The organism is Bradyrhizobium sp. 482_C4_N1_8, from assembly GCF_052075965.1.
Taxonomy (GTDB): Bacteria; Pseudomonadota; Alphaproteobacteria; order Rhizobiales; family Xanthobacteraceae; genus Bradyrhizobium; species Bradyrhizobium barranii.
This window is the reverse complement of record NZ_CP197231.1, coordinates 1,471,345-1,493,398: the sequence shown is the minus strand read 5'-3', so window position 1 is coordinate 1,493,398 and position 22,054 is coordinate 1,471,345. Positions and strand designations below refer to the sequence as shown.

Annotated in this window: 21 protein-coding genes; 11 read left to right on the top strand and 10 right to left on the bottom strand. The window is 64.5% G+C overall.

Translation table 11 applies throughout. The annotated features are described in order from the left end of the window. Positions 1–167 precede the first annotated feature (167 nt). Both AB7Z56_RS06990 and AB7Z56_RS06985 read right to left on the bottom strand, forming a co-directional pair. Entirely contained in the window at positions 168–1,793 is a 1,626-nt protein-coding gene (locus AB7Z56_RS06990) for a hypothetical protein (protein WP_283017549.1), read from the bottom strand. A 36-nt stretch (positions 1,794–1,829) separates the two neighbouring features. Then, entirely contained in the window at positions 1,830–3,122 is a 1,293-nt protein-coding gene (locus tag AB7Z56_RS06985; protein ID WP_283017550.1) for an adenylosuccinate synthase, read from the bottom strand. Positions 3,123–3,488: 366 nt separating this feature from the next. Here AB7Z56_RS06985 and AB7Z56_RS06980 point away from each other — a divergent pair, with 366 nt between their 5' ends. After that, a complete protein-coding gene (locus AB7Z56_RS06980) occupies positions 3,489–4,421 on the top strand; it encodes a DMT family transporter (protein WP_063981169.1) in 933 nt (310 codons plus the stop codon). 178 nt (positions 4,422–4,599) lie between these two features. Here AB7Z56_RS06980 and AB7Z56_RS06975 read toward each other — a convergent pair whose 3' ends face one another. Next, positions 4,600–4,989, bottom strand: a complete 390-nt coding sequence (locus AB7Z56_RS06975) for a DUF1330 domain-containing protein (RefSeq protein WP_187388043.1) — start codon at positions 4,987–4,989, stop codon at positions 4,600–4,602. Positions 4,990–5,094: 105 nt separating this feature from the next. Here AB7Z56_RS06975 and AB7Z56_RS06970 point away from each other — a divergent pair, with 105 nt between their 5' ends. Beyond that, positions 5,095–6,030: a DMT family transporter gene (locus AB7Z56_RS06970; RefSeq protein WP_063981168.1), complete on the top strand. Its 936-nt coding sequence runs from the start codon at positions 5,095–5,097 to the stop codon at positions 6,028–6,030. A 90-nt stretch (positions 6,031–6,120) separates the two neighbouring features. After that, complete coding sequence (locus AB7Z56_RS06965) at positions 6,121–7,098, top strand: Bug family tripartite tricarboxylate transporter substrate binding protein (RefSeq protein WP_063981167.1); 978 nt, start codon at positions 6,121–6,123, stop codon at positions 7,096–7,098. 215 nt (positions 7,099–7,313) lie between these two features. Here the strand turns inward: AB7Z56_RS06965 and AB7Z56_RS06960 are convergent, their stop codons facing one another. Beyond that, positions 7,314–8,999 (bottom strand): methyl-accepting chemotaxis protein, encoded by a 1,686-nt coding sequence (locus AB7Z56_RS06960; protein WP_063981166.1) that lies wholly within the window; start codon positions 8,997–8,999, stop codon positions 7,314–7,316. Positions 9,000–9,260: 261 nt separating this feature from the next. Between AB7Z56_RS06960 and AB7Z56_RS06955 the strand changes: the two genes are divergently transcribed. From AB7Z56_RS06955 to AB7Z56_RS06940, 4 genes are all read left to right on the top strand, one after another. Next, positions 9,261–10,304 carry a C-terminal binding protein gene (locus tag AB7Z56_RS06955; protein WP_028151051.1) on the top strand — a complete coding sequence of 348 codons (1,044 nt, stop codon included), beginning with the start codon at positions 9,261–9,263 and terminating at the stop codon, positions 10,302–10,304. An 87-nt stretch (positions 10,305–10,391) separates the two neighbouring features. Next, entirely contained in the window at positions 10,392–11,735 is a 1,344-nt protein-coding gene (locus AB7Z56_RS06950) for an ABC transporter substrate-binding protein (RefSeq protein ID WP_063981165.1), read from the top strand. Between the two features lie 169 nt (positions 11,736–11,904). Then, positions 11,905–12,861 (top strand): carbohydrate ABC transporter permease, encoded by a 957-nt coding sequence (locus tag AB7Z56_RS06945; protein ID WP_063981164.1) that lies wholly within the window; start codon positions 11,905–11,907, stop codon positions 12,859–12,861. Continuing rightward, the gene (locus AB7Z56_RS06940; protein ID WP_063981163.1) at positions 12,854–13,753 is read left to right on the top strand and encodes a carbohydrate ABC transporter permease; all 900 of its coding nucleotides are present in this window, start codon (positions 12,854–12,856) and stop codon (positions 13,751–13,753) included. Before AB7Z56_RS06945 ends, AB7Z56_RS06940 begins: the two co-directional genes overlap by 8 nt. Positions 13,754–13,759: 6 nt before the next feature. On the opposite strand, the gene AB7Z56_RS06935 is transcribed toward AB7Z56_RS06940, so the two are convergent. Next, complete coding sequence (locus AB7Z56_RS06935) at positions 13,760–14,653, bottom strand: LysR family transcriptional regulator (RefSeq protein WP_063986097.1); 894 nt, start codon at positions 14,651–14,653, stop codon at positions 13,760–13,762. Positions 14,654–14,794: 141 nt separating this feature from the next. On the opposite strand from AB7Z56_RS06935, the gene AB7Z56_RS06930 reads away from it, so the two are divergent. The 4 genes from AB7Z56_RS06930 to AB7Z56_RS06915 all read left to right on the top strand — a co-directional run bounded on the left by AB7Z56_RS06930 (position 14,795) and on the right by AB7Z56_RS06915 (position 18,740). Beyond that, positions 14,795–15,766, top strand: a complete 972-nt coding sequence (locus AB7Z56_RS06930) for an MBL fold metallo-hydrolase (protein ID WP_063981162.1) — start codon at positions 14,795–14,797, stop codon at positions 15,764–15,766. A 52-nt stretch (positions 15,767–15,818) separates the two neighbouring features. Next, entirely contained in the window at positions 15,819–16,826 is a 1,008-nt protein-coding gene (locus tag AB7Z56_RS06925; RefSeq protein WP_283017551.1) for an alpha/beta fold hydrolase, read from the top strand. A 19-nt stretch (positions 16,827–16,845) separates the two neighbouring features. Then, positions 16,846–17,304, top strand: coding sequence for a DUF6130 family protein (locus tag AB7Z56_RS06920; protein WP_063981160.1), 459 nt, complete (start codon positions 16,846–16,848; stop codon positions 17,302–17,304). An 80-nt stretch (positions 17,305–17,384) separates the two neighbouring features. Then, positions 17,385–18,740, top strand: coding sequence for an esterase-like activity of phytase family protein (locus AB7Z56_RS06915; RefSeq protein WP_283017552.1), 1,356 nt, complete (start codon positions 17,385–17,387; stop codon positions 18,738–18,740). A 251-nt stretch (positions 18,741–18,991) separates the two neighbouring features. Here the strand turns inward: AB7Z56_RS06915 and AB7Z56_RS06910 are convergent, their stop codons facing one another. From AB7Z56_RS06910 to AB7Z56_RS06890, 5 genes are read right to left on the bottom strand one after another with little or no spacing between them, the layout of a single operon-like run. Continuing rightward, positions 18,992–19,819: a TonB family protein gene (locus AB7Z56_RS06910; protein WP_063981158.1), complete on the bottom strand. Its 828-nt coding sequence runs from the start codon at positions 19,817–19,819 to the stop codon at positions 18,992–18,994. Further along, positions 19,819–20,265: a TonB system transport protein ExbD gene (gene exbD / locus AB7Z56_RS06905; RefSeq protein ID WP_063981157.1), complete on the bottom strand. Its 447-nt coding sequence runs from the start codon at positions 20,263–20,265 to the stop codon at positions 19,819–19,821. Before exbD ends, AB7Z56_RS06910 begins: the two co-directional genes overlap by 1 nt. A 3-nt stretch (positions 20,266–20,268) precedes the next feature. Beyond that, a complete protein-coding gene (gene exbB / locus AB7Z56_RS06900) occupies positions 20,269–21,045 on the bottom strand; it encodes a tonB-system energizer ExbB (protein WP_063981156.1) in 777 nt (258 codons plus the stop codon). Positions 21,046–21,072: 27 nt separating this feature from the next. After that, positions 21,073–21,588, bottom strand: coding sequence for a heme utilization cystosolic carrier protein HutX (hutX, locus tag AB7Z56_RS06895; protein ID WP_063981155.1), 516 nt, complete (start codon positions 21,586–21,588; stop codon positions 21,073–21,075). Positions 21,589–21,618: 30 nt separating this feature from the next. Then, positions 21,619–21,954, bottom strand: a complete 336-nt coding sequence (locus AB7Z56_RS06890; RefSeq protein WP_063981154.1) for an antibiotic biosynthesis monooxygenase family protein — start codon at positions 21,952–21,954, stop codon at positions 21,619–21,621. Positions 21,955–22,054 lie beyond the last annotated feature (100 nt).

The following is a 22,054-nucleotide window of genomic DNA, read 5'->3' as shown; positions in this document are numbered from 1 at the left end:
GGATCGTTTGAGAGTTCGATTCACCTCTCTCGTCTGGAGAGGTGAAGATCGGTCACGCGCCGGCCCTAGAGCCTTTCCCGTTCCTATGGAATCGGAACGGGGCTCTAGATTCTTGTTTTGACGCGTTTTCTTGACGCGAACCGGTATCCACTTCGCTCGAAAACGCTCTAGTCGCCCCACTGCGCGAACGCATCGTTGAAGGCGCGCTCGCCGGGTGCGCCCTTCTCGATGGCGATGATGGCGCGGCGCTGGTTGGCGTAGACCAGCGGCACGTCGAACCATGAGCGCTCCTTCAGGAGCTGGACGTTGCGGGCGCGGTCGGCGTCGACATTGGAGAGGCCGACCAGGAAGAAGCCGTCGGTGACCTTGACCGCGAGGCCCGCGAGCGGCGTGCCGCGCGCCTGTTCGTTCGACTTCATCAGGATGCCCGGCACGTTGGAGATGCTGCCGCCCGGAAAGTCCGGCGGCAGGATGAAGGTCAATTCCGCGGTGTGGCTCGCCGGCAGCGACGAGTCGGTGTTGCGGCGGAACGACATCGTCATCTTGAACTTGCGGTCGGGGATCTCGATGTCGGCGCGCACGGCGACGTCGGCCTTCTGGTTGCCCGAGGCCTTGATCGGCTCGAGCCGCCACACCACCGAGCCGACATATTGCTTGCCCTTCGGGTCGGACGGATCCTCGTCATAGAGCACGACCTTCTGCGCCACCGGCGCGACCGGCTGGTCGCTGGCCGAAGGCTGGCCGACGCGATCCGGAATCTTGGGCTTGCTCTGCGGCTGGGCCGGATCCTTCGGCGCCTCCACCACCTGGGTCGGCGAGGACTTGAACAGGCCGCTCACGGTCTGGATCAGGGGCTTGCCCCAGAGGATCCCGGCGCCGACCAGGATCAGCACGATGCCGACGGCGATCGCGCTCTTGAACGGGAAGGCGGAGCCGGTGCGGGCGCGCTTTTTGGCTTCGCGCTCGGGCGCGACGCGCGGGCGCGACGATGGCGGCTGCGGCGTGTAGCGCTCGGCCTCCTCGATCGACTCGTCGTATGAATAGGGCGCGTCCTGCTCGCCGGCGCGATTTTCCAGGCTCGGCTCCAGCCGGTCGAACTCCGGCGAGGGCGAGGGCACATTGGCGTAGGTGCGACGCGCGGCGCGGTTGGCCTGCGCGGCAGCGCTGCCGAGATCGTTCACGTCGGCGGTGATGTCGCGAAAACCGCGTACGCCCGGTGCCGGCGGCTGAGGCGGTGGCGGCCCGATGTCGGGCGGACGGCGCCCGGGCGGGCGATCGCGTCCGGCCGGGGGAGCAGCCGGCGGCTCCGGCATCGGCGGCGCTGCCGGGGGACCCGGCTGGCGCGGCGCGTCGAAACGCGGGGCCCGCGGCGCACGCGGGGCGTCGCCCTGGTCATCGACATTGAAGGACGGTCGGTCGGCACGCGGCGGCGGCGGAGCCGGACGGGTGCGCGGAGCGGCCGGCTGAGACGGCGGCGGGTTGCCCTCGGCGGCGCGGGTGCTGGCCCGGCGGAAGGCGTCCCCGCTGCCGCCGCTGCGGGCGCCGCCACCGGGACCGGGGCGCGAGGCCTCCCGGGCGCGCTGGGCGGCCTCCGATTCGACCTTGCGGACGGCCTCTTCCAGCGACAGCCGTTCGCGGGTGATCTCGGATTCGGAGAGCGGCGGCTGCACGCTGCGGAGCTGCGCGATCAGGGCCGTGCGCGCACGCTCATAGAGCGCGCGACGGCTTTCGCCGGGAGCGTTGGGGTCCAGGGCGGAAATAGCGCGGGCGATCAGCGGATAGTAATCAGCCATTTCAACTCAACTAGCGCACGTCCCGGTAAGATATCGTTAAGCCTCAAACGGATTTTGCACCAGAATAGTATCCTCGCGTTCCGGGCTGGTGGAAAGCAGTGCGACCGGGCACCCCACCAATTCCTCGATCCGGCGGACATATTTGATGGCCTGGGCCGGCAGGTCCGCCCAGGAACGGGCATTGGCGGTCGGCTCCTTCCAGCCCTCGATGGTCTCGTAGATCGGCTCGACCCGGGCCTGGGCGCCCTCGCCGGCCGGGAAGTGGTCGATCTCCTTGCCGTCCAGTCTGTAGCCGGTGCAGACCTCGATCGTGTCGAAGCCGTCGAGGATGTCGAGCTTGGTCAGCGCCAGGCCGTTGATGCCGCAGGTCCGGACCGCCTGGCGGACCAGCACGGCGTCGAACCAGCCGCAGCGGCGCGGACGGCCGGTGTTGGTGCCGAACTCGCGGCCACGCTCGCCGATCTTGCGGCCGATCTCGTTGTCCTGCTCGGTCGGGAACGGGCCCTGGCCGACGCGGGTCGTATAGGCCTTGCACAGGCCGAGCACATAGCCGACCGCACCGGGGCCTAGGCCCGAGCCGGTCGCGGCCTGCGCCGCCACCGTGTTGGACGAGGTGACGTAGGGATAGGTGCCGTGGTCGACGTCGAGCAGCGCGCCCTGTGCGCCCTCGAACAGCATGCGCTTGCCTTCGCGCCGCTTGATGTCGAGCAGCCGCCACACCGTCTCGGCATAAGGCAGCAGTTCAGGCGCCAGCGCGGTCAATTCCTTCAGGATCACCTTGCCGTCGAACTCCGGCAGGTTGAAGCCGCGGCGCAGCGCATTGTGATGCGCCAGCAGCCGGTCGATCTTGTGCGGGAGGGTGTCGAGATCGGCGAGGTCCATCAGGCGGATGGCGCGGCGGCCGACCTTGTCTTCATAGGCCGGTCCGATGCCGCGGCGGGTGGTGCCGATCGCGGTTGCCGCATTGGCGGATTCGCGGTGCGCGTCGAGCTCACGGTGCAGCGGCAGGATCAGGGTGACGTTCTCGGCGACGCGCAGATTGTCCGGAGAGATCGCGACGCCCTGCGAGCGCAGCTTGGTGACCTCGTCGAGGAAGGCCTGCGGATCGAACACCACGCCGTTGCCGATCACCGACAGCTTCTGGTCGCGCAGCACGCCGGAGGGTAGCAGCGCGAGCTTGTAGGTCTTGCCGTTGATGACCAGCGTGTGGCCGGCGTTATGACCGCCCTGGAAGCGGACGACGATGTCCGCCTGCTCCGACAACCAGTCGACGATCTTGCCCTTCCCTTCGTCGCCCCACTGGGCTCCGACGACGACAACGTTGGCCATTCGCGGGTAATCCTCTGAAGATTTTAGATGCGCCAGCCCAGCTGACGGCCGGAGCCGTTCGCACGCGAGGCAGCCAACCGGATAAAGGAAGCAGCCTCTCTAGGCAAGCAAGAACGGGGCTTTTTCGGGGCTCAAGACGCACTTTAACCCTTTGATATCCCCGTAAAATCCAGAAGCCTTCCATGGCCATTTCGTAAGCTTCGGCCAAAGCGCGAGGCTGATCCGCCGCTGCATGGTCGCGATGCGTCCGCCCCCCGTTGATGCCACTTCGATTTCCGTGTCTTTGGGCATGCCGGGCTATCAGCCGGCCCGAGCTTGCCGGGCCGGTGCCTCGGCGTACTCCACGCGGGGGCCATAACAACCACAATGTCCGCCACCGGCCAGACCACGAGCACCGAATCATCCAGTCACGGCTGGATCGCCAACCAGCCATATCTCCTGCTCAGCATCACCGCGATGTGCTGGGCCGGCAACGCCATTGTCGGGCGGCTGGCCGCCGGCCACATCCCGCCGGTGACGCTGTCGTTCCTGCGCTGGACCTTCGCCTTCCTGCTGGTGCTGCCGTTCGCCTGGAAACATCTCGCCCAGGACTGGCCCGCGATCCGCAGCAGGCTCGGCCTGATGATCGTGCTGTCGATCACCGGCATCGGCGCCTTCAACACGCTGCAATATTGGGCGCTGGAACATACCCAGGCGCTCAACACGCTGCTGCTGCAGTCGGCCGCGCCGCTGGTCGTGGCGCTGTGGTCGCTGGCGATCCTCGGCGTCCGCCTCACCGCGGCACAGGCGTTCGGCGTGGCTCTCTCGATGTGCGGCGTGCTGACGATCCTGCTGCATGGCGATTTCACCACGTTGTCGAACATCGCGTTCAACAAGGGCGACCTCATCTTCATTGTCGCGCTGATCATCTTCGCGCTGTATTCGGTGCTGACCCTGAAGCGGCCGCCGATGCACGGCCTGTCATTCCTCGCCTTCACCTTCGGCGCCGGCGCCGCCTGCCTGATTCCGTTGGAGATCTGGGAGCTGTCAGCGCGTCCGGTGATGAAGCTCGACGGGCCGAACCTGCTGACGCTGTTCTATGTCGCGGTGTTCCCCTCGACGCTCGCCTATCTCTGCTTCAATCGCGGCGTGCGCCTGATCGGCGCCAACCGCGCCGCGCCGTTCTTTCACGTCGTGCCGGTGTTCGGCTCGATCATGGCGATGGCGTTCCTCGGCGAACACCCGCAGGCGTTCCATTTCATCGGCTTTGCGCTGGTGCTGGCCGGCGTATTCGTGGCGTCAAGGAAGCAGGCGACGTAGCTTCTTCCTTCTCCCCTTGTGGGAGAAGGTGGCGCGAAGCGCCGGATGAGGGGTTGCTTCCGCAGACTCAAATCGAGAGGCGGACTCGCGGAGAGAGACCCCTCACCCGTCTCGCCGCTACGCGGCGAGCCACCCTCTCCCACAAGGGGAGAGGAGAAGAGCGTGCCGCGCGACAGCGCTACTTCGTCCTGAACTTGCTGTACGCTTCGTTCGTCGCGATGATCACGTGCTCGGCGCAGCCGTTGACGCGATGCGGGTCGGCCTGCGTCTCGTAAGCCTCCGACGTCATCATGTCGATGAAAGCCGCAACCGTTGGGTAATAGACCAGCGCAACGAAATCCCAGTCGTCGCCATCTTGCGGGCCGAGCGCGACCGCCTTGGCTTCGCCGGTCCACAGCAGCGTGCCGCCGCGTGCCCTGATCATGGGCACCGTGATCGCGCTGTAACGAAGATATGCGTCCCAGCCCGAACCGTCGCCATCGCGCGAGTGCGCGTGAAAACGCATCAGGTTCAGCATCACCACCGGTGCATTTGCATCGAGCCGCTCCAGGCCCTCGATGTTCAACATATTAACCGCCAATGACACCTCCTCAAGCCATGCCTGCATTGTAGCCTTGCGGCCGCGAGACTTGTGTCACAACAAGAATCCGGCGCAAGGTCGCATCCAACGCCAATGACGATTGTTTCGCCCGCGCCAAAGGCCTCGAATCCGGCCAGTTGGCTCAACAACCAGCCTTACCTGCTGCTCAGCCTGAGCTCGCTGTTCTGGGCCGGCAACATCGTGCTCGCGCGCCATGTCGGCGCGCATGTGCCGCCGCTGACGGTGACCACCATCCGCTGGTTCGGCGTGTTCCTGATCCTGCTGCCGTTCTCATGGCCGCATCTGAAGCGCGACTGGCCGAATTTGCGCAAGAGCCTGCCGCTGATGCTGTTCCTGTCGCTGGTCGGCTTTGCCTTCAACAACGCGATCTCGTACTGGGCGATGCAATACACGGAGGCGCTGAACGCGCTGCTGATCCAGTCGGCCGGACCGCTGTTCGTGGCGCTGTGGTCGCTGGTGCTGTTCGGCGTGCGGCTGACGGGCGCGCAGCTCGCCGGCATCGCGATCTCGCTTCTCGGCGTGTTGATCATCATCCTGCGCGGCGATCTCGCCGCGCTCGCGAGCATCAGCTTCAACAGGGGCGACATCATGTTCGCCTCTTCGCTCGTGGCGTTCGGGCTCTACTCCGCCTTCATCCCGCGACGGCCGAAGATCCACCAGCTCTCGTTTCTCTCCTTCACCACCTTTTGCGGCGCGACGATGTTGCTGCCCGCCGCGATCTGGGAAGCCCTAAGCGGCCGTGTCCTGCAACTCGACGGGGTGACGCTGGCGACGCTGGGTTACATCCTGATCTTTCCCTCGACGCTGGCCTATCTCTTCTTCAACCGCGGCGTGGCGCTGATCGGCCCCAACCGCGCCGCGCCGTTCTTCCATCTGGTCCCGGTGTTCGGCTCGGCGATGGCGATCGTCCTGCTCGGCGAAAAACTCCAGCCGTTTCATTTGATCGGCTATACGCTCGTGCTCGCCGGCGTCGTGTTCGCCTCTCGCCAGGGTTCTGCGGTGAAATAATTCCGCGAGGTGGGCAGCAAACTCCCGTCTTCCGATTTTTGCGAAGAGAAGCTAGGTTCCCCGCCAACGAAAAAGAGGGAACGTCCAGACATGCTGTCATCACTGATCCGCGCTCTGCGCACAGCCGGCGCAGCCGCACTTTGTCTCGCCGCCGCATCCGCCGCGCAGGCCGACAATTATCCGAGCCGCAACATCACGCTGGTGCTGCCGTTCGCGGCCGGCAGCGGCACCGACACCACGACGCGGCTGATCTCGCAGCATTTGTCGCAGGCACTCGGCGTCGGCATCGTGATCGAGAACAAGGCGGGCGCCAACGGCATGATCGCCGCGACCTATGTGGCGCGCGCCGCCCCCGACGGCTACACGCTGCTGGTGACGACCAACACCACGCATTCGGCCAATCCCTACCTGCTCAAGAGCCTGACCTACGATCCCGTCAAGGATTTCACCCCGATCGCGCGGACCGGCGACCTGCCCTTCATGCTGGTGATTCACCCGGAGGTGCCGGCCAAGACCGTCGGCGAGCTCGTCGCCTACGGCAAGGCCAATCCGGGCAAGCTGAGCTACGCGTCGGGCTCGTCCTCGGCGATCGTGTCGGGTGCGACCTTTGCGCACAATGCCGGGCTCGACCTCCTGCACGTGCCCTACAAGAGCTCGCCGCCGGCGCTCAACGACGTCATGGGCGGCCGCGTCTCGATGATGTTCGTCGACATCCTGACCGGCCTGCCGCACGTCAACGGCAACGCGCTGCGCGCGCTCGCCGTCACCACCAAGGACCGCTCGCCGCTGGTGCCGAACCTGCCCTCGATGCAGGAGGCCGGCGTGCCGGATTTCGACATCTCGTCGTGGCAGGGCTATTTCGGCCCCGCCGGCATGCCCAAGGAGATCGTGACCAGACTTAACGCCGAGATCAGGAAGATCGTCGAGAAGCCGGAGATCAAGGCCCAGCTCGCCACGCTCGGCATGGACGCCTTCTCCGGCACGCCGGAGCAGCTCGGCACGTTCGTGAACGAGCAGCTGGTGCTGTGGGAGAAGCTGATCACGAACGCGAAGATCGAGAAGCAGTAGGGGGTCTAGGAAGGTGTCATCGCCCGCCTTGTGCGCAATTGCGCACTGGGGCGGGCGATCCAGTATTCCGAGACGTTGGTGATTGACCCGATGGGCCGCGGCGTACTGGATGCCCCGCCTTCGCGGGGCATGACAGCCGAAAAGTTGAAAATGAAAAAAGGTGGGCACGGCGCTTGCGCGCCTTTGCCCACCCTACGAATTCCGTGCGTTCGGCCTTACGCCGCACGGACCTTGGCGAGGAAGCCGTCGACCGCGCTGCGCAGCGCGCCGGACTGGCTGTCCAGCTCGCGGGCGTTGGTGAGTACGTCGGTCGCGGCAGTGCCGGTCGCTTCCGCGGCCGAGGTGACGCTGCCGATATTGGCGTTGATCTCGTTCGAGCCGGCCGCGACCGACTGGATGTTGCGGGCGATCTCGCGGGTCGCTTCGCCCTGCTGCTCGATCGAGGCAGAAATGCCGGCGGTGATCTCGCTCATTTCGGCGATGGTCTGGGTGATGCCGGAGATCGCCGTGACCGCGTCGCTGGTCGAGGTCTGCATCGCCGCGACCTGGGCGGAGATTTCCTCGGTCGCCTTCGCGGTCTGGTTCGCCAGCGCCTTGACCTCGGAGGCCACGACCGCGAAGCCCCGGCCGGACTCGCCGGCGCGCGCCGCTTCGATGGTGGCGTTGAGCGCGAGCAGGTTGGTCTGCGCCGCGATCGAGTGGATCAGCTTGACGACCTCGCCGATCTTCTCGGCGCCGGTCGAGAGCACCTGTACGGTGGCGTTGGTGCGCTCGGCATCGCTGACGGCCCGGCTCGCGACTTCGGTCGAACGCGTGACCTGGCGGGAGATCTCCGCAACCGAGCTCGACAATTCTTCGGCGGCCGCGGCAACCGTGCCGACATTGCCGGAGGCTTTTTGCGAGGCGGCGCCGACCGTCGCCGCACGCGACGAGGCGTCGCTGGCCGTCGCGGTCATCGACTGCGCGGTGCTCTGCATGCCGGCGGCGGCCGAGGAGACCGAGCGGACGATGCCGTTGACGCTGCGCTCGAAATCGCTGGCGATGCCCTCCATCGCGCTGCGACGTTCCGCCGCGGCACGCTCCTTGGCATCGGCCTCGGTCTTCTCGAGGCCGCGGATGCGGACCGCGTTGTCCTTGAAGATCTGGACGGTCGAAGCCATCGCGCCGACCTCGTCGCCGCGACCAACCCCGGGAATCTCACCCTCGAGCTTGCCGTCGGCGAGATCCTTCATGCGGGCGCCGAGCAGCTCCAGCGGACGGCTGATGCCGCGGCTGATCAGCCAGGCAACGCCGCCGGCGACGATGACGATGCCGAGCATGGCAAGACCTAGCAGCCAGTAGACCGGGCCCATCTTGGCGTCGATGTCGCTGAGATAGGCGCCGGTGCCGAGATACATGTCGAAACCGGGCACCGCGACGGCGTAACCGATCTTGCTGATCGGCGTCTCCTGGCCGGGCTTCACGTAATCATAATAGAGCAGGATCGAGCCGTTGGCCTTGACGCCGTCCATCAGCTCGACGGAGAGCTTGCGGCCGTTGGTCACGACATCCATGCGGTTGCTACCGATCTGCTTCGGATCGGGCGCGAGCTGGGTGATGCCGTCATAGGACGTGCCGAACAGGTAGCCCGAGCCGTTGTCGTAGGTCATCGCGTTGCCGTAGCGGCGAAGGTCGGCCATCGCCGCATCCTTCGTCAGCTCGCCGGCATCGACGCGTTTCTTCAGCGCCGCGGCGTAGTTGCGACCGAGGTCGACGATCGATTTGGCCTGGTCGATGCGCGCATTGACCATCTCGCGCTTCATCAGATAGCCGGCGAGAACACCGGAGACGCAAAGGCCCAACAGGGTGACGCCGACAAGGATACCGAGCTTCGGGGCGATCTTCAGATTGCTCAACTTCACGGGACAGCTCCGGCAATAATGGGATACGGGCGCGCAAGGGAATCGATAAATTTGATTCAACTTTTAGTGTGTGACCTCTTATCAACCTGTTACGGGCGGCTCCGTAGAAGCCCGGACGGAAGGCCGAAACAGTCGAATAAATCGCCGCAGCGGCAACCGACGATTGTACGCGACCGCTCCGATTTCGCGTAAAAGACGCAAAGGCCCGCCCACAAGGTGCGGGTCACAACAAGAACCGACAGACCAAATCGGGAGCAGGAAATGCCGAAATACAGGGTGGTGACGCCGAAGGGCGCGAGCTTCACGGTCGCAGGCAGCGACTATTCCTTCGAGCGAGAGGCGCTCGATCCGATCGATGCCGAGATCGTCGAAGCCCCCGCCAATGAGGCCGAGTTCATCGCCGCCGCGAAAAACGCCGATGCCATCTACGCCAAGGGCATCCCCATCACCAAGTCGATCATCGACGCACTTGATAGCTGCAAGGTGATCACGCTCGGCTCGGTCGGCGTCGACAGCGTCGACGTGAAGGCCGCGACCGCCCGCGGCATTCCCGTTACCAACATTCCCGATACCTTCATCGAGGAGGTCGCCGACCACGCCATGATGCTGCTGCTCGCCGGCTTCCGCCGCCTGGTCGAGCAGGACAGGATGGTACGCGACGGGCGCTGGGCCGAAGGCCGGCCAGCGCTGCTGAAGATCCCGCGGCTGATGGGCCAGACGCTCGGCTTCATCTCGTTCGGCCGCGTCGCGCGTGCAGTTGCGAAGCGCGCCGCCCCGTTCGGCCTGCGCATGATGGCCTACGATCCCTTCATCCAGGAAACGCTGATGTACGACCATGGCGTGATCCCGGCGACGCTGAACGAGGTGCTGTCGCAATCCGACTTCGTCTCGATGCACGCCCCTGCAAGGCCCGAGGTGCATCACATGCTGACCGAGAAGCACTTCCGGCAGATGAAGAAGGGATCGGTTTTCATCAATACCGGCCGCGGCGCCACCGTCGACGAGGAAAGCCTGATCAAGGCGCTCCAGGAGGGCTGGATTGCCCACGCCGCCCTCGACGTGCTGGAGAAGGAGCCCCCCTCGCACAACAATCCCATCCTCAGCATGGAGAACGTGACGCTGACCGCCCATGTCGCCTCGGCCTCGGCACGGTTCGACGAGGCGCGCAAGCGCCGCGTGGGCTACGAATTGTCACTGGTGCTTCAGGGCATGTGGCCGGTAAGCTGCGTCAATCCGTCGGTGCTGCAGAACACCGCGCTCCGCCGCTGGCAGCCCGTCAGCATGGATCGCGGACCGAACAGCTAGGCGGCCGGCCGCAAAACGCGCCGGGAATCGGAACGGCCCTTCACCGGCGATCAACGCCGGGAAGGGAGACATCATAGGGAGGAACTGATGAGGAACGACATCACCCGTCGTGATGCCTTGGCTCTGGGCCTGTCCGCTACGGCGCTCGCGGCAACCGGTGTTGCAGCGCACGCTCAATCCGCGATCAAGGCCGCGGACGTCCCCGCACCGAAATTGCCGATCGAAAAAGGCGCAACCCTGCGCATGCTGCGGCCGGTGCGCTTCGTCCAGGCCGACGAAGACGTGTTCCGCGCCAATGCGGCAAAATTCACCAAGGAGACCGGGGTCGAGGTCAAGGTCGACTTCGTCGGCTGGGAGGACATCAACCAGCAGACCGCGGTGACCTCGAATTCCGGCGCCGGCCCCGACATCATCATCGGCTTCTCCGACGCGCCGCACATCTATGTCGACAAGCTGATCGAGCTGACCGACGTCGCCGACTATCTCGGCAAGAAGTATGGCGGCTGGCAGAACCTTGCGAAGGCCTACGGCAAAAAGGCCAAGAGCGATACCTGGATCGGGCTCCCGTTCGGGGCCACCGCCGGTCCCCTGATCTATCGCAAGTCCATCCTCAAATCCGTCGGGTTCGACAAGGCGCCGGAGGACCATGCCGGACTCCTCGACCTCTGCAAGAAGCTGCAGAAAGCCGGCAAGCCCGCGGGCTTTGCGCTGGGCAATGCCGTCGGCGACGGCAACGGCTTTGCGGACTGGATGATGTGGTCGCACAATGCCTCGCTGCTGGATGAGGAAGGCAATGTCACCATCAACAGCAAGGAGACCATCGCGGCGCTGAATTTCGTGAAGGAGCTCTACCCGACCTTCATCGCCGGTACGCCGTCCTGGAACGACGTCAGCAACAATCGCGCCTATTCCTCGCAGGAAATCGGGCTGACGGCGAACGGCGTCTCGCTGTATTTTTCGCTGAAGAACGATCCGGCGACCGCGGCGATCGCCGAGGATTCCGAACATCAGCTGCTGCCGAAGGGCCTTGCACCGATCTCGCCGATGTCGGGACTGACGCTGAACGCCATGGTGTTCAAGCACAGCCAGTATCCGAACGCGGCGAAGGCCTTCCTGCAGTTCATGCTGGAGAAGGACCAGTACGAGCCGTGGCTCAACGCCAACAGCGGTTACTGGTCGCAACCGCTTGCGGCCTACGCCGATGCGGCGGTGTGGAAGGGCGATCCCAAGGTCGCGATCTTCAGGGACACCATGAACAGCACGTATTACGCCGGCTTCAAGGGTCCGATTTCGACCGCCACCGGTGCTGTTCGCGCGGACTATGTGACGGTGCAGATGTTCGCCTCGGTCGCGACCGGTGCGGCGACGCCCGAAGCCGCGGCTGCGGAAGCGGAACAGCGCTGCAAGCGGTACTTCCGCAGACAGAGGTAGCGGCCGACGACAACGCGGCCGTCATTGCGAGGAGCGACGCGACGAAGCAATCCGGACTGCAACTGCGGAGACAGACTGGATTGCTTCTGCCTTCGCCAAAGCTACGGCGGACAAGTCGCTTCGCTCGCAATGGCGGTGTGGTAACAGCCTAGAACAGGACAACGACCCGATGTCCGTGACCACCCTCTCCTCCCCCGTACTGGCGCACCGGCAGCAATCCTGGCTGGTGCGGCTGTTCGACTACAAGCCGTTCCTGATCGTGATGTGCCTGGCGCCCGCGATCGGGCTCCTCGCGGTGTTTCTGACCTATCCGCTCGGTCTCGGCATCTGGCTCGCCTTCACCGACACCACGATCGGCCGACGTGGCGTCTTCGTGGGCCTTGAGAATTTCCAGTATCTGCTCACCGATCCCCTCTGGTGGGGCGCGGTGTTCTACAGCGTGTTCTATACGGCGGTCGCGACCTTCGGAAAGTTCGCGCTCGGCTTCTGGCTCGCGCTGCTGCTCAACAACCATTTTCCGTTCAAGAGCCTGCTCCGCGCCATCGTGCTGCTGCCCTGGATCGTGCCGACGGTGCTCTCGGCGCTGGCGTTCTGGTGGATCTACGATCCGCAATTCTCGATCATCTCCTACCTGCTGGTGGACGTGCTGCATTGGCGCACCACCAATATCGACTTCCTCGGCGCGCCCTGGCCGGCGCGCTTCTCGCTGATCGCCGCCAATATCTGGCGCGGCATTCCCTTCGTCGCGATCTCGCTGCTGGCGGGCCTGCAGACCATCTCGCCTTCGCTCTACGAGGCCGCGATGCTCGACGGCGCCAGCGCCTGGCAGCGCTTCCGCTACATCACCTTCCCGATGATGATGCCGATCCTCGCCATCGTCATGACCTTCTCGATCATCTTCACCTTCACCGACTTCCAGCTCGTCTATGCCATCACCCGCGGCGGGCCGGTCAATTCGACCCATCTGCTGGCGACACTGGCCTTCCAGCGCGGCATTGCCGGCGGCGAGCTCGGCGAAGGTGCCGCGATCGCGGTGTCGATGATCCCGTTCCTGGTGTTCGCGACGCTGTTCTCATATTTCGGCCTGGCGCGCCGCAAATGGCAGCAGGGAGAGAGCAATGACTGATACCGTCGCCCAACCTGCCGTGGCCGACGCGAAGGCGGCGCCCGATACCATGGCCTGGGATTCCGGGCTGCGGCGGCTGATGATGATCTACCTGCCGCTCGGCTGCTTCGTGCTGATCCTGCTGTTTCCGTTCTACTGGATGGCGATCACGTCGTTCAAGCCGAACGCCGAGCTGATGAACTTCAAGGATCACAACCCGTTCTGGATCACCTCGCCGACGCTGGCTCACGTCAAGCACCTGCTGTTCGACACCGCCTATCCGCGCTGGCTGTGGACAACGATGATTGTGGCGATCGGGTCGACCACGCTGTCGCTGATCGCGAGCACGCTCGCCGCCTATGCCATCGAGCGGCTGCGCTTCCGCGGCAGCCCCTATGTCGGCCTCGGCATCTATCTCGCCTATCTCGTTCCGCCCTCGATCCTGTTCATCCCGCTCGCCACCGTCGTGGTGCAGTTCGGCCTGTTCGACTCACCGCTGGCGCTGATCCTGGTCTATCCGACCTTCCTGGTGCCGTTCTGCACCTGGCTCCTGATCGGTTATTTCAAGTCGATCCCCTACGAGCTCGAGGAATGCGCGCTGGTCGACGGCGCCACGCGCCTGCAGATCCTGCGGCGGATCACGCTGCCGCTGGCGGTGCCCGGGCTGATCTCGGCCGGCATCTTCTCCTTCACGCTGTCCTGGAACGAGTTCATCTACGCGCTCGCCTTCATCCAGAGCGGCGCCAACAAGACCGTGCCGGTCGCGATCCTGACCGAGCTCGTCACCGGCGACGTCTACCAGTGGGGCGCGCTGATGGCCGGCTCGCTGCTCGGCTCGCTGCCGGTTGCGATCTTCTATTCGCTGTTCGTGGATTATTACGTCTCCTCGTTGACCGGCGCGGTGAAGGAGTAACACGAGCTAAGCGAGCCGCTCCTTAAGGCGCGGCGTGGCCCAGTCGAGAAAAGATCTGAGCTTGAGTGGCTCGGGCTTGCGCTCCGCGTAGACGATATGCACCGGCCATGGCGCCTGTTCGAATGGTTCCAGCATCAAAGCGAGCTTTCCGGCGCGCCGTGCGGCTTCCATCTTGTACGACATGACGCGGGTGATGCCGGCACCCGCGATCGCGGCTTCGACCGCAGCCTCGGAGTCGCTCAAAGTCAATCTCGACCGGATCGGCACCGCTACTTCGCGGCCGTCGATGACGAACTTCCAGTTCCGCTGAGCCGCGAGGCTGTCGATACTGATACAGTCATGAGCAGCCAGATCGGCAGGCACCTTCGGTTGGCCGTGCTTGGCAACATAACTGGGACTCGCACAGAGCACGAACCGGACCGAGCCGACTCGGGTCGCGATCAGGTTGCTGTCCGGGAGGTTGCCGATGCGGACCGAAATGTCGATATTCTCCTCGGCCGTGTTGACAATGCGGTCGGTCAGGACGAGCCGTAGCGCGATGTCTGGAAAGGCATCCATGAATTCGAGCGCGATCGGCAACAGGTGCATGTGTCCGAGCCCCCAGGGCGACGTGACCGCGAGATCTCCTTTCGGAATCCTGTACTCGCCGGAGACCTCGCGCTCCGCGTCGTCTACCTGCCCGATAATGCGCTTGCAGGCTTCGATGTAGGATCGTCCGACATCGGTCAGCTTCATCTGGCGCGAGGATCGCTGAAATAGTTGGGCCTTCAACCGCGCCTCCAGCTCGGCGACCGTGCGGCTGACTGTCGCGACCGGCGTGTTGAGGCGCCGCGAAGCGGCTGAAAAGCTTCCTGTCTCAGTGACCGCGACGATCACCGACATTGCCTCCAACCGGTCCATCGGATACGCTTTCCATATCTTGAGAAGGTGCTTCTCAAGCATACCGTCTGCTCCCTACAGCGACAATCGGCTACGCGGTGGATATGCGCAAAGCCGCCGTGCGTTTTGAATGCCGTCGCCCGGCCGTCAATCGAGGACGCTATGGAGTTAGAGACCAGAGCCCTGCTGTCGCGCCGCAATTTCTGTCTCTGCTGCCTGAGCGGCGCGACGATTGCCGCTACTAACGGTTGGCTTTCGCCGCGGCAGGCCTACGCTGAAGCGCGAGGCCTTGTCAGCCTGATCAAGGACAGTGCGGCGACATCGCCGATCACCACGCACAAACTCCGAGGCAACATAGCCGTGCTCGAAGGCTCCGGCGGAAATGTCGCGGTCCTGACCGGTCCCGACGGCAAGGTTTTAGTCGATGCCGGCATCCGCGTCTCGCGTCCCCAGCTCACCAAAGCGATGGCCGATCTCGGCGCCGATCCCGTCACCCATCTCGTCAACACCCACTGGCATTTCGATCACGCCGATGGCAACGAATGGCTCCATTCCGCTGGCGCCAGGATCATCGCGCAGGAGAACACGCGAAAGTACCTCCTCGAAGTTCAGCGCGTAGAGGACTGGGACTACAATTTCCTTCCGCTCGGCGCGGGCGGAATCCCCAGTGAAGTCTTTGCCGGCAACCACAAGCTCAGGCTCAATGGAAGCTCGATCGACCTGAAATATTACGGGCCCGCGCATACCGATAGCGACATCTCCATCACTTTTGCAGAAGCCAACGTCGTTCATGTCGGCGATACCTTCTGGAACGGCATCTATCCGTTCATCGACTACTCGACCGGCGGCAGCATCAACGGGATGATCGCGGCTTCCGAAGCCAATCTCGCAGCGACCGGACAGGATACGATCGTGATCTCCGGTCACGGCAAGCCGGTCGGCAACAGAGCCGAACTCCAGGCGTTTCGCGACATGCTGATCACAATCCGAGACAACGTCGCCCGTCTCAAGAGCCAGGGACGAACGCGGGACGAAGCCGTGGCCGCCAAACCGACCGCGGCCTTCGATGCGATATGGGGGCAGTTCGTGATCGATCCCGGCTTCTTCACCCGGCTGGTCTACGAAGGCGTTTGAAGCGGCGGACGAAGGACGTCTGCGAGCTATCGATTCTTGACAGGAGATCGACATGAAAAGTGCAGACGTCCCGCCGCCACAGAGCCACATTGATCGTCGTCGCCTGGTCGCCGGACTATCCGGAATGGCCGTTGCCACCGCTTCACCGGATGCATCGGCGAAACCGCAGCGCGACAGCCGCGGCGCCACCGGTTCTTATCCGGTCGTCTACTATCGAACCAAATCCGTCGACGGGATCAAGATCTTCTACCGCGAAGCGGGGCCCAAGGATGCACCGGTGGTGCTGCTGCTGCACGGCTTTCCGACCTCCTCGCACATGTTTCGCAACCTGATCCCGGCTTTGGCGGACCGCTATCACGTGATCGCTCCCGACTATCCCGGCTACGGCCAGAGCGACATGCCGCCGCGCACGTCGTTCAAATACACCTTCGATCGCTTCGGCGAACTCGTTGACGGCCTGCTCGGCCAACTTGGTGTCACCCGCTATGCGATGTACGTGATGGATTACGGCGCCCCGGTCGGCTGGCGGCTGGCGCTCAAGCATCCCGAGCGCGTCAGCGGCCTGATCGTGCAGAACGGCAACGCCTATGACGAAGGGCTGAAGGAGTTCTGGAATCCGATCAAGCAATACTGGGCCGACGGGTCTGATACCAGCCGACAGGCATTGATGAAGCTGGTCACGCTGGAAACGACGAGATTCCAGTACACCGACGGCATGTCGGACGTAAGTCGGATTTCACCCGACAATTGGGTACAAGATCAGGCGCTGCTCGACCGGCCCGGCAACAGCGATATCCAGATGGACCTGTTCTACGATTACCGGACCAATCTGCCGCTGTATCCCGCGGTGCAAGCCTACTTCCGCAAGCACAAGCCGCCGACGCTGATCGTCTGGGGCAAGAACGATTTCATCTTCCCGGCCGACGGCGCCCATCCCTACAAGCGCGACCTGCCGCAAGTAGAGTTTCACCTGATCAACACCGGTCATTTCGCGCTCGAGGACAGATTCGACGAGATGGTTCCGCTGATCCGCGACTTCCTCGGCCGCAAGATCGCCTGATAACCTGGAAGGAACGAACATGAACGCGGCCCTCGACGTCGTGGCCGCTCTGGCGGTCTCCACAATGTTTGCGGCAGCCGCCGTCGCCCAAAGCGCCCGCGACGTGCGCGGGCCCTCTCCGCTGGTTGCCATCGACAAGCAGGCGCCCGCCCGCCTGATCGTCGATCCACCGCTGGCCGAACAACTGGCGCAGGGCCTCGTCTTCATCCAGTACACCACGGAAAATCTCCGGATCGTACCGGTGTTCGGCAAGGGCGCGCTCGACGTGTCGCCGCGCATCGGTCACATCCACATCACGGTCGATGATGCGCCCTGGCATTTTGTCGATGCCAGTGGCGAGACCGTGATCGTGGTCGGACTGCCTCCGGGCCCGCACAAGGTACTGTTCGAGTTGGCCGATCCCACGCACCGCGTGATCGATAGCAAGACCGTCAGCTTCGAGATTCCGGCGCCCTCTCCGACACCGCCGAAACAATAGCTGCTGCGGCGTTTCGCCCGGTTTCACAAAACTGCAACATGCGATCCGCATAAGGCGTCGTCCACTAACAGGAGACGCACATGCGCGCGACTTTTCTCAGCACCGTCGCAACGATCATTCTCACCGCGAGCACCGCGCTTGCACAGAACGAGGGCGAATTCCCGGCGAAGCTCGCCGGCCACGTGGTGATGCCGGCCGCGACCTTCATCGACGCGCCGGCCGACGCGCCTGCCGATCTCAAGACCTCGGGCAAATACACCACCGGCAAGCGCGTCGACGCGCTCGGCACCGTGATGGGCAAGTCCTATGAGCGTGCGACCGGCGTGTCGCTGCCGTTCAAGGGCCAGCCGCTGCAGGGCCATTCCGGCATCAAGCACATGCCCGACGGCAGCTACTGGGTCATCACCGACAACGGCATGGGCGCGCGCGCCAACTCGCCGGATTCGATGCTGTACCTGAACCGCTACAAGATGGATTGGGCGAGCGGCAAGATCGAGCGCCAGGAAACCATCTTCCTGCACGATCCCGACAAGAAGGTGCCGTTCCGCATCGTGCATGAGGATACGCAGAAGCGCTATCTCACCGGCTCCGATTTCGACACCGAGGGTTTCCAGATCATCGGCGACACCTTCTGGATCGGCGACGAGTTCGGCCCCTATATCCTGAAGGCCGACAAATCAGGCAAGATCCTCGGCGTGTTCGAGACGGTTACCGACGGCAAGCCGGTGCGCTCGCCGGACAACTGGGCCGTGGCGACACCCGGCGCACCCGGCGCGACCTACACCAACGTCAACCTCCGTCGCTCCAAGGGCTATGAGGGCTTTGCGTCCTCGAAGGACGGCAAGTTCCTCTACGGCCTACTCGAGGGCCCGATCTGGGACGCCGACAAGAAGGACTGGGAGAAGGTCGACGGCAAGGAAGCCTGCCGCATCCTCGAATTCGACGTCGCTGCCGAAAAATTCACCGGCCGCTACTGGCAGTATGTGTTCGAGCAGAACGGCAACGCCATCGGCGACTTCAACATGATCGACCCGACCGGCGGCCTGATCATCGAGCGCGACAACGGCGAAGGCACCGCCGACAAGGCCTGCCCGCAAGGCACCCGCGGCGAGAACTGCTTCCCCGACATCGCCAAGTTCAAGCGCGTCTACAAGATCGAGCTGACCGACGCCAATGTCGGCAAGCCCGTGCGCAAGATCGGCTATATCGACCTGATGAAGATCCAGGACCCCGACAAGAAGGCCCGCAAGCCGCTCAATGACGGCGTCTACACCTTCCCGTTCTTCACCATCGAGAACGTCGATCGCGTCGACGAGACCCACATCATCGTCGGCAACGACAACAATCTGCCGTTCTCGTCCAGCCGCGATCCCAACAAGGCCGACGACGACGAGTTCATGCTGCTCGAGGTCGCGGATTTCCTGAAGGCGAAGTAAGCCGACGCTCTCTCCTCTCCCTCTCCCCCGTTCTTACGGGGAGAGGGAAGGAACCGACAGTGGCGCCTCACCCTCCGTCATTGCGAGCGCAGCGAAGCAATCCAGAGTCTCTCCGCAGAGGCAGTCTGGATTGCTTCGCTGCGCTCGCAATGACGAGGATAGAACTCCATTCCCACACTCTCGATGAGTGCGCGGAGACCGCCCCTCACCCCACCCTCTCCCCGCACGCGGGGCGAGGTAGAAAGAGCGGGCTACCGCACGATAAAGTCCACCGGAACGGTAAAGCTCATCGAGCTGTTCTTGATCTCCGCCGGGATCGGCGGGAACGGCGAGGCCTGGTGGATCATCGACGTGGCCTTGGCATCGAACGCGGCAACGCCGGACGAAGCGATGCGGCTGGACGTGACCTGGCCGTTACGGCCGATCGTGAAACTCACCCGGACCAGCCCGCGCTGACCGTTGCCGCCGGACGGATAGGAGTGAAGGCGCATCAGGTGCGCACGGACGCGCTGATTGTAGGTCGCAACCAGCGATGCGACCGCGCCCGCGCTCATGGCGGACGCTGCAGGCGCCTCCCGCTCGGCGCGCGGCGGCGCGCTGTTGCGAGGCGCGGGCGTCGCGTTCGACGGCTTCTTTGCCTCCGGACGAACTACTTTCGGCTTTTCGGGCGCCGGCTTTTCCTGCGGCACGATTTTCGCGGGCTCCGGCTTGGCCGGTGTCGGCTCGAGCTTCTGCTCCGGCGGCGCCACCACGTCGGGCTTCTCCTGCGGCGGTGTCGGCGCGATGGTCTCCTCGACCGCCTGCCGCTGCATCGGCTCCGGCGGTGAGGCATCGGCCTCCTTCATCACCGGCCCCGGCACCACGTCATCCGGCGTCGCCTGAGGCGCCGACGTGATCGGCGCCATATCGATCATGACCGCAGGCAGGGTGACGCCCTGCTCCGGTTGCGACCGCACCCAATTCATCGCGATCACCGCAGCGATGACATGCAACGCCACGATCACCGCGGCCGAAACGCCCCAACGCGCCGTTTCGCGCTCGCCGAGCGGTTCATGCAGGGCAAAAGCGCTCGCCGACATCAGCTGCGTCCGTCGAGGCCGACCAGGGCGACCTTGAGATAGCCGCCATTGCGCAAGGTGTTCATCACCTCCATCAGGTCGCCATAAGAGACAGCCTTGTCGGCGCGGAGATAGATGCGCTCGTCCTTGCGGCCCTTGGTGGCGGCATCGAGCGCCGTGACGAGGCCTTCGCGTGCCATTGTCTCCTCGCCGACGGCGACGGTGAGATCCGGCTTCACCGTCACGAAGGTGGGCTTGTCCGGCCGCGGCGCCGGCTCGGCGGCGGTGGCCGGCAGCTCGACGCCGATGTCAACGGTGGCGAGCGGGGCCGCCACCATGAAGATGATCAGCAGCACCAGCATCACGTCGATGAACGGCGTGACGTTGATCTCATGGGTGACGTCGAGATCGCCGGGGTCGCCGCGCCTCAGCGGCGATCCCCCGCGTGCGCCGAGCTTCGCGGCCATGGCCTACTCCGCCGCCCGCGCCAGGCGGAACTCTCTGTGGTCGCGCTGGCGGCTGACCAGCAGCATGAGCTGCGCCGAAGCGTCGCCGAGCAACGCCCGGTAATTTGCGATGCCGCGGACAAGCTGATTGTAGATCACCACGGCCGGGATCGCGGCGACGAGTCCGAGCGCAGTCGCAAGCAGCGCCTCGGCGATGCCGGGCGCGACCACCGCAAGGCTCGTGGTGTGGCTCTCGGAGATGCCGATGAAGGAATTCATGATGCCCCAGACCGTGCCGAACAGGCCGACGAACGGCGCGGTGGCGCCGATGGTCGCGAGCACGCCGGTGCCGCGCGCGATCTGCCTGGACATCGCGGCCTCGACCCGTTCCAACCGCAGCGCGACGCGCTCCTGGAGGCCGTCATCGACAATGCCGCCGGAGAGCTCCGCCTCCTTGGCGCAGGACTGGATGAGCTGGGCGACCGCATCATGCGCGTCGCCGGTCCGCTCCGCCGCCTCGGCCAGCTTCATCCTGCCCTCGAGCGCACGCGTCCGCTGCACGGCGAGCGCGCTCTTGCGGCGCAGCTCGATGGTCTTAGCGAGCCACACCGTCCACGTCACCAGCGAGGCGATGGCGAGCCCGACCATCACCGTCTTCACGATGATGTCGGCACCGAGGAACATGCCCCAGGGCGACAGATTGCGCGGCAACAGCGCTTCGTCGATCGCGAAGGCCGGGGCCGGCGCAAGCACCAGCCCAATTGTTAGGATCACATGCCGAAGCCCAAAATTGCTCTGCATCCTGATCTCCCGACAGACAGAAGGAAATTATGCCACGCCTTGCGCCGCGACCCGGTCCGCCAGCTGCCGGAATCGCACGAGCTGGTCCGCCCGCAGCGCCCGGGTCTCGTCGCGGCCGACGAAGACCTTGAACATGATGCCGCCGTCGGCATTGACGAACGCAACGAAGGCCGAGGTCTTGCCCATGAAGGGGCGTTCGACGAAGGCCAAGGCCGCGCAGCGCTCGTGGCGGAGATGGCCGTGCAATCCCTTCGGCTGCATCAGGTTGAAATAGCCGCGGCCGACCTCGCCCGCCGGGACCGCGCCCGTGAACTCGAAGATCGCGTCATCCGTGTGCACGATGAGCGTGACCTCGCCCCACGCGGCGATGTCCTGCATGGCGGCGGCGAAATGCTCGCCGCCACCAACGCGCACCATGGACGACGGCAGCGCCTCGATCACCGCCCGCGGAGTGACCTTGCGCTCGCGCGCAACGTCCTCGATCACCGCACCGGGATTGTCAGCCATGTACGCCTTGAGATCGGCGAGATCGGTGCTCAGCATGTCCGGCTCCCTTTCCTGATCCGCCGCGATCTAGGCGGCCGCGTTCGTCTTGCGCTCGGTCATGATGACCTCGAACCCTTCGAACTTGGGATGGCCGAGATAGAGGCTTTCGCCGGTCTTGTTGTCGGCGCGCGCGTGGGCGCGGCGGAATTCGTCCGACCGCGTCCAGGCCTCGAACGCCGCCTTGTCGACCCAGACCGTGTGCGAAGAATACAGCGTGTGGTCCTCGAGCGCCGGCCCCTTCAGCAGGTGGAATTCAACGAAGCCGGCCATGCTGCCGAGATAGGATTCGCGGGTGCGCCAGACGGTCTCGAAAGCAGCCTCCGAGCCGAGCTTCACCTGGAAACGATTCATGGCGATGAACATCAGATTTTCTCCTGTCAGTCTTGTTGATCGGCGAATGCCGAGCGGATGTTTCAGAACGTGCCGAAGCCACGCTGGGACATCAGCGTGGCTCTGGCGGTGA